This is a genomic window from Cyanobium sp. Cruz-8D1 (genome assembly GCF_024345975.1).
Classification (GTDB): domain Bacteria; phylum Cyanobacteriota; class Cyanobacteriia; order PCC-6307; family Cyanobiaceae; genus Cyanobium.
The window spans coordinates 1-5,593 of record NZ_JAGQCD010000083.1; the positions used below are offsets into that span (position 1 = coordinate 1).

Below are 5,593 nucleotides of genomic sequence, written 5' to 3' on the forward strand. Positions count from 1 at the left end.
GATCCCTCAAGCTTTCGCAACCGCTCAGGATGCCCAGCACGGCCACCAGCAGCAGATACCAGGCGGGGATACGAATCCCACGCCGCATCCGCACGTCGGGGATCGCCTTGAGGAAGCTGATCAGATCGAGATCGGTTGCAGCAGAGCCGGTTTCGCGCACAGAGAAGGAGCAAGCTCGCTCAGCGAACCCAACGCTGGCAGCTCAGGCCAGCGCGCTTGTGACACACTTTGAATCAGCCCTGGCACAACCTCTACAAGCAGGCCCACACCCCCTGGGAGTGGCACGGGCCGATCATGGAGCGCGCCCGCGAGCTGGGCCTGATCTGCTTCAGCTCACCGTTTGATGAAACCGCCGTCGACTTCCTCGAAGACCTCGGTGCCCCCGCCTACAAGATCGCCAGCCTCGAGAACAACCACCTGCCGCTGATCGAAAAGGCCGCCTCCACCGGCAAGCCCCTGATCATCTCCACTGGCATGGCCAGCCTCGGCGAACTCGACGACGCCGTGCGCACCGCCCGTGGTGCCGGCTGCACCCAGCTGGTGCCGCTCAAGTGCACCAGCACCTACCCCGCCAGCCCCAACAACACCAACATCCGCACCATCCCCCACCTGCGCGAGCTGTTCGGCTGCGAGGTGGGCCTGAGCGATTACACCATGGGGGTGGGCGTGGCTGTGGCTGCCGTGGCCCTCGGTGCCAGTGTGGTGGAGAAGCACTTCACACTGGCCCGGGCCGATGGGGGAGTGGATTCCGCCTTTTCCCTGGAGCCAACTGAGCTGGCCAGCCTGGTGCGCGAAACAGAACGGGCCTGGCAATCGCTCGGCCAGGTGCGCTACGGGCCTACAGAGGCGGAGCAGAAAAGCCTGGTGTTCCGTCGCTCCATCTATGCCACTGCCGACATCGCCGCCGGTGAGCCCTTCACCGAAACCAACATCCGCATTATCCGCCCCGGGCACGGTGCGCCACCAGCTCTCTATAGCCAACTCCTAGGCCGCCCAGCGCGCTGTGCCTTCAGCTGCGGCGCACCGCTCAGTATTGATCAGTTGCTGTAGGTTCGCCCTGTTGCGACCATACCGGGGTGATGGCACCACTTACACCATGGCTTAATGTGAATTGTAAGCGGGCAGATGGTGAACTCATTAATGAAGACTGCGGCGCTTTTTCTAATGATCATATCTCCGAGAGTAAAGTTTATCGTCTGCTCAGTCTACGGCATGTAGGCACCTTCAGATGATTGAAATCAATGATGTCCTTGTACGTCGAGAGCTGTTGATCGCTCCCTTTCAAAATTCAGTACCGGCATTGTTTCTGGATCGTGACGGAGTGGTGATTGAGGATTGTCACTATATTAATGATCCTGAGCAAGTACAATTATGTCATGGTGCTCGAGAGCTTGTTGCATCAGCTCGTGAACAAGGATGGCCCGTTATACTGGTTACCAATCAGTCCGGCATATCGAGGGGGTTCCTTGGCTGGGATGACGTCAATCGCGTCAACCAGCAGCGCATGGTAGATCTGCTAGGAGCTGACGCGCCTATTGCTGCGATTTACGCTAATGGCTATGGTCCGAATGCCCCAAAAGATAGCTGGCGCAAGCCAAGTCCTCGAATGATACTAGATGCGGCGGATGTTCTAAATCTAAAGCTAGACTGTTCATTGCTGATCGGCGATCGGCTTAGCGATATTCAAGCGGGAGTGGCAGCAGGGTTGGCGGGTCTTTTCCACGTTTTGAGTGGCCATGGCCGAGAGGTCCGGCCATCTATATTGCGTTGGCAAGCGCAGGCATCTCAGTCTGCACCACAAGTGAAGTTCTTGGATGGCCTTGATTCTTTCCCCTTAGAAACTTTCCAATTAGCTAGCAGATTAATTCACCGCAACTGAAGATTCTGAAGTGATTGGTGGGAATGGCGATGTGCTGATCTTGGGCGGCGGCATGGTGGGCCTCTGCCTGGCCCACCAGCTGGTGGAGCGCGGCATCGCTGGCTCCATCACGGTGCTCGATAAGGAGCCAGAACTGGGCCGCCACAGCTCCGGCCGCAATAGCGGCGTGCTGCATGCGGGGCTCTACTACAAGCCCGGCAGCATCAAGGCGCAAGTGTGCGTGGGCGGTGCCCGGCGGCTGCGCGCCTGGGTGGAGGAGCGGGGCCTGCCCCTGAATGCTTGCGGCAAGGTGATCGTGCCGCCACGCCCAGAGCTCGATGGCCAGCTGGATGTGCTGGCTGAGCGCGGCACCGCCAATGGCGCCACGGTGGAGTTCTGGGACGAAATCCACCTGCGCGAGCTGATTCCGGAGGCCCGCAGCGCCAGTGGCCGCGCCCTCTGGAGCCCGAATACGGCCGTGGTGAAGCCGATCACGGTGGTGCGCCGGCTGCAGCAGGAGCTGCAGGAGCGGGGCGTTTCCTTCCTCACGGGTCGGTCGGGCTGGACAGCCGAGCCGGAGCGCCGCCAGCTGCGGCTGGCCGACGGCGGCACTATTAACTATGTCCATCTGATCAACTGCGCCGGCCTGCAGGCCGACCGGGTGGCCCAGCCGTTCGGGGTGGGCCATGAGTACACCCTGCTGCCGTTCAAGGGCCTCTACTGGCAGCTCAAGGCCAGCTGCCCAATCCAGCCCCGCGCCAACCTTTATCCGGTGCCGGATCTCAACGTGCCGTTCCTGGGGGTGCACTTCACCCCCAGCGCCGATGCCACGCCGCTGGTGAGCATCGGCCCCACGGCCACACCCGCCTGGGGCCGCGAGAACTACCACGGCCTGCAGGCGCTGGAGCCGGCCATGGCGGCCGCCAACCTCACCGTGCTGGCCCGCCAGTACCTTGCCAACCGCGGCGGCTTCCGCCGCTATGTGCATGAACAGGCATTCCTGGCCCTGCCGCCGCTGTTGCTGCGGGCAGCTCAGCAGCTGATCCCGGCCGTGCGGGCCGAGCACCTGGAGCTGAGCCAGAAGGTGGGCATCCGCTCCCAGCTGTTCAACCGCCACACCCAGCGCCTGGAAGACGATTTTCTCTGCCTCCCGGGCCCCGCCAGCACCCATGTGCTCAACGCGATCTCGCCGGCCTTCACGGCCAGCTTCGCCCTGGCGGATCTGATCCTTGATCAAGCCGCCCCACCGATGGCCCTGGCATGATCCGCCCCCTTCGAGCTCTGTTGCTGGCCGCGGGCCTGGGCACCCGCCTGCGGCCCCTCACCCTGCACACCCCCAAGTGTCTGGTGCCGGTGGCCGGCGAGCCGTTGCTGGGCCGTTGGCTCAGGCAGCTGGAGGCTGCCGGCTGCGAGGCCGTGCTGATCAACACCCACTACCTCGCGGATCAGGTGGAAGCGTTTCTGCAGGAGCGCACTGCCAGCCCGATGTGCGTGCACACCATCCATGAGCCCGAGCTGCTCGGCACCGCCGGCACCCTGCTGGCCAACCGCTCGTTTTTCGAAGGCGCCACCGGCCTGCTGATCCATGCCGACAACGCCATGGCAGGAGATCTCCAGGGCCTACTGGACGCCCACGCAGCCCGCCCGGGCCAGTGCCTACTTTCGATGCTCACCTTTCGCACTGATCAGCCGCGCAGCTGCGGCATCGTGGCCACCGATGCCCAAGGCGTAGTGACCGCCTTTCACGAAAAGGTGGCCGATCCCCCCGGCAATTGCGCCAATGGTGCTCTCTATGCCTTTGATCCTGAGTTTGTGGAGTTTCTGGCCGGGATGCAGCTAGCACCCAGCGACTTCAGCACCGAAGTGATCCCCACCCTGATGGGGCGCATCCAGACCTGGCACACCGAGCAGCCCTATCTCGACATCGGCACACCGCAGGCCCTCGAGGCCGCCCAGGAGCTTCTGAGCAAGGCCTGATATCATGATACCAAGCGAAATGGAGGTGGAATATGGCTCAACTGTTGGTGCGCCAGCTGGATGAGGCCGTGAAGGAGGCCCTCCGCCGCCGTGCCCGGCGCCATGGCCGCAGCATGGAAGAGGAGGCTCGGCTGATCCTGGCCCAGGCGGCGGCAGACGAGGATTCCAGCCTGGGAACTGCCGGGCTGGGTCATCGGATGACAGCACTGTTCGCGGATGTCGAGCTGCATGAACCGATCAGCGAGTGGCGCGGGGTGGAAGCCATCCCGGCCTCCTTGGAGGCGTGATCTTGCTCGATACCAATGTGGTGTCGGCGGTGATGCTGCAGTGCCCGGATGCCGCCGTGGTGGCCTGGCTCGATCAATTGGATCCCAGTCAGATATGGCTGCCCAGTGTTGTGGTGTTTGAGTTGCGCTATGGAGCGGCCATTCACCCTGATGCCAGCCGGCGGCGCAAGCTGGAGCTGGCAATCAAGCGGCTGATGGCAGAGTTGATCCAGGGGCGGATCGCACCGCTTGACGAGCGCGCGGCGCAGCAGGCTGCCCAGTTGGCGGCGCAGCGCAAGACGCAGGGTCGCCCCGTGGATCTGCGCGACACCCTGATTGCCGGCATCGCCCTGGCGCACCAGGCCCAGCTGGCCACGCGCAACAGCCGCCACTTCAGCGACACCACCATCAGCCTGATCAACCCATTCGCGGCGATGGGCTGAGCCCACCACATTGGGTATCTCCACCCCCGAAAGTCCTAAAGCGCGCCGGAGTGGCTTCCCCCTGAGTCACTAGGTGGAGCGACAGCAACCGGAGCCAGGGGCCATCGCGCCAGGCCACCGCCCAACAGCTGCGACTGATCCGCAAGGAATACAGCCGTTCGCCCTGCGGTCCCCGACGGGTTTGAATCAGCTCCCAGCGCAGCCCCTTGCTGCCTTGCAATTGCTCCCAGCTCATGATGTGGAGCAAACGAAGCGTCTTGATCACGGCCCAGGCATCTGGCTTGTCGAGGGCCAGCAGATTGGCCTGAAATTCCGGGTTGTTGAGTTCAAGCTGAATCACTGGCTCTGCCAATCACCGACCTTCGGCAGGGGCCCTGCAGAGAAGTTGCTCCAGCGCTTCGAGATCCGCAGCGACAGGCGGTTGGTCGATCGCGGCTAGGGCCCGATCCAGCCGAGCGGATGCTTTCGGATGATGCAACCACAGCTCGCTGTCGGGGATGGTCTGGGCGGTTTTGATCACCCAGACCCCGGGGGTGCTGCTATCGATCACAACCGTGCGCCCGGCGAACTCTTTGCCCAGGGAGATCTGACCGCTGGCACCAACTTGCTTCACAGCCTGCTTGGCGGCTTTCATGCTGAAAACGCTTTCATGCCTTCATGCTAAGCGAACGGCCTCCTGTGCGCGGCCACCAGCGCCCAGATCCAGGCCTTGCAAGTGGATAAGTTGGAAGCGCTGGCAATAGGCATTCAGCTGTCTCCGCCGCGCCAGCTCCGGCAGCACCTCGTTTTCCCAGCTGCAGCCATCACCCGCGATCAGCGGCAACACCGAGGGCTCCAGCACAAAGAAGCCGCCATTCACCCACGACTCCTTCCCCTCCGTTTTCTCGCGAAACTCCTCAACCCGCCCCGCTGCTGGATCCAGCCTGACTGCCCGACACATCTCATCCGAGACGGTCATGCGACAGCCAGCAGTTGGGACTGGCGTGGCCGTGGCGGCAGGTCAATCCGCGTGAACCAGGGCTGTTTCTGCCGTCGTTGGACGCCGCGGC

Annotated in this window: 8 protein-coding genes; 6 read left to right on the forward strand and 2 right to left on the reverse strand. The window is 63.0% G+C overall.

Annotated features, from left to right (window positions below; all coding sequences use genetic code 11):
- The first annotated feature begins 228 nt into the window (after positions 1-228).
- The 6 genes from pseI to KBZ33_RS20950 all read left to right on the forward strand — a co-directional run bounded on the left by pseI (position 229) and on the right by KBZ33_RS20950 (position 4,544).
- Positions 229-1,050: a pseudaminic acid synthase gene (gene pseI, locus KBZ33_RS20925; RefSeq protein WP_254955426.1), complete on the forward strand. Its 822-nt coding sequence runs from the start codon at positions 229-231 to the stop codon at positions 1,048-1,050.
- Positions 1,051-1,228: 178 nt separating this feature from the next.
- The gene (locus KBZ33_RS20930; RefSeq protein ID WP_254955425.1) at positions 1,229-1,879 is read left to right on the forward strand and encodes an HAD-IIIA family hydrolase; all 651 of its coding nucleotides are present in this window, start codon (positions 1,229-1,231) and stop codon (positions 1,877-1,879) included.
- Between the two features lie 31 nt (positions 1,880-1,910).
- The gene (locus KBZ33_RS20935; protein ID WP_254955424.1) at positions 1,911-3,122 is read left to right on the forward strand and encodes an FAD-dependent oxidoreductase; all 1,212 of its coding nucleotides are present in this window, start codon (positions 1,911-1,913) and stop codon (positions 3,120-3,122) included.
- Complete coding sequence (locus tag KBZ33_RS20940) at positions 3,119-3,835, forward strand: nucleotidyltransferase family protein (protein WP_254955423.1); 717 nt, start codon at positions 3,119-3,121, stop codon at positions 3,833-3,835. Before KBZ33_RS20935 ends, KBZ33_RS20940 begins: the two co-directional genes overlap by 4 nt.
- A gap of 32 nt (positions 3,836-3,867) precedes the next feature.
- Positions 3,868-4,122 (forward strand): FitA-like ribbon-helix-helix domain-containing protein, encoded by a 255-nt coding sequence (locus KBZ33_RS20945; protein ID WP_254955422.1) that lies wholly within the window; start codon positions 3,868-3,870, stop codon positions 4,120-4,122.
- Positions 4,119-4,544, forward strand: coding sequence for a type II toxin-antitoxin system VapC family toxin (locus KBZ33_RS20950; protein ID WP_254955421.1), 426 nt, complete (start codon positions 4,119-4,121; stop codon positions 4,542-4,544). Before KBZ33_RS20945 ends, KBZ33_RS20950 begins: the two co-directional genes overlap by 4 nt.
- A gap of 352 nt (positions 4,545-4,896) precedes the next feature.
- On the opposite strand, the gene KBZ33_RS20955 is transcribed toward KBZ33_RS20950, so the two are convergent.
- Positions 4,897-5,178 (reverse strand): hypothetical protein, encoded by a 282-nt coding sequence (locus KBZ33_RS20955; RefSeq protein WP_254955420.1) that lies wholly within the window; start codon positions 5,176-5,178, stop codon positions 4,897-4,899.
- 21 nt (positions 5,179-5,199) lie between these two features.
- Positions 5,200-5,502: a hypothetical protein gene (locus tag KBZ33_RS20960; RefSeq protein WP_254955419.1), complete on the reverse strand. Its 303-nt coding sequence runs from the start codon at positions 5,500-5,502 to the stop codon at positions 5,200-5,202.
- Between the last annotated feature and the right edge of the window lie 91 nt (positions 5,503-5,593).

Excerpts from the sequence above, each read along its gene's own strand:
- KBZ33_RS20930 (WP_254955425.1), top strand. The coding sequence starts at position 1,229 with ATGATTGAAATCAATGATGTCCTTGTACGTCGAGAGCTGTTGATCGCT.
- KBZ33_RS20940 (WP_254955423.1), top strand. The coding sequence starts at position 3,119 with ATGATCCGCCCCCTTCGAGCTCTGTTGCTGGCCGCGGGCCTGGGCACC.
- KBZ33_RS20945 (WP_254955422.1), top strand. The coding sequence starts at position 3,868 with ATGGCTCAACTGTTGGTGCGCCAGCTGGATGAGGCCGTGAAGGAGGCC.
- KBZ33_RS20955 (WP_254955420.1), bottom strand. The coding sequence starts at position 5,178 with ATGAAAGCCGCCAAGCAGGCTGTGAAGCAAGTTGGTGCCAGCGGTCAG.
- KBZ33_RS20960 (WP_254955419.1), bottom strand. The coding sequence starts at position 5,502 with ATGACCGTCTCGGATGAGATGTGTCGGGCAGTCAGGCTGGATCCAGCA.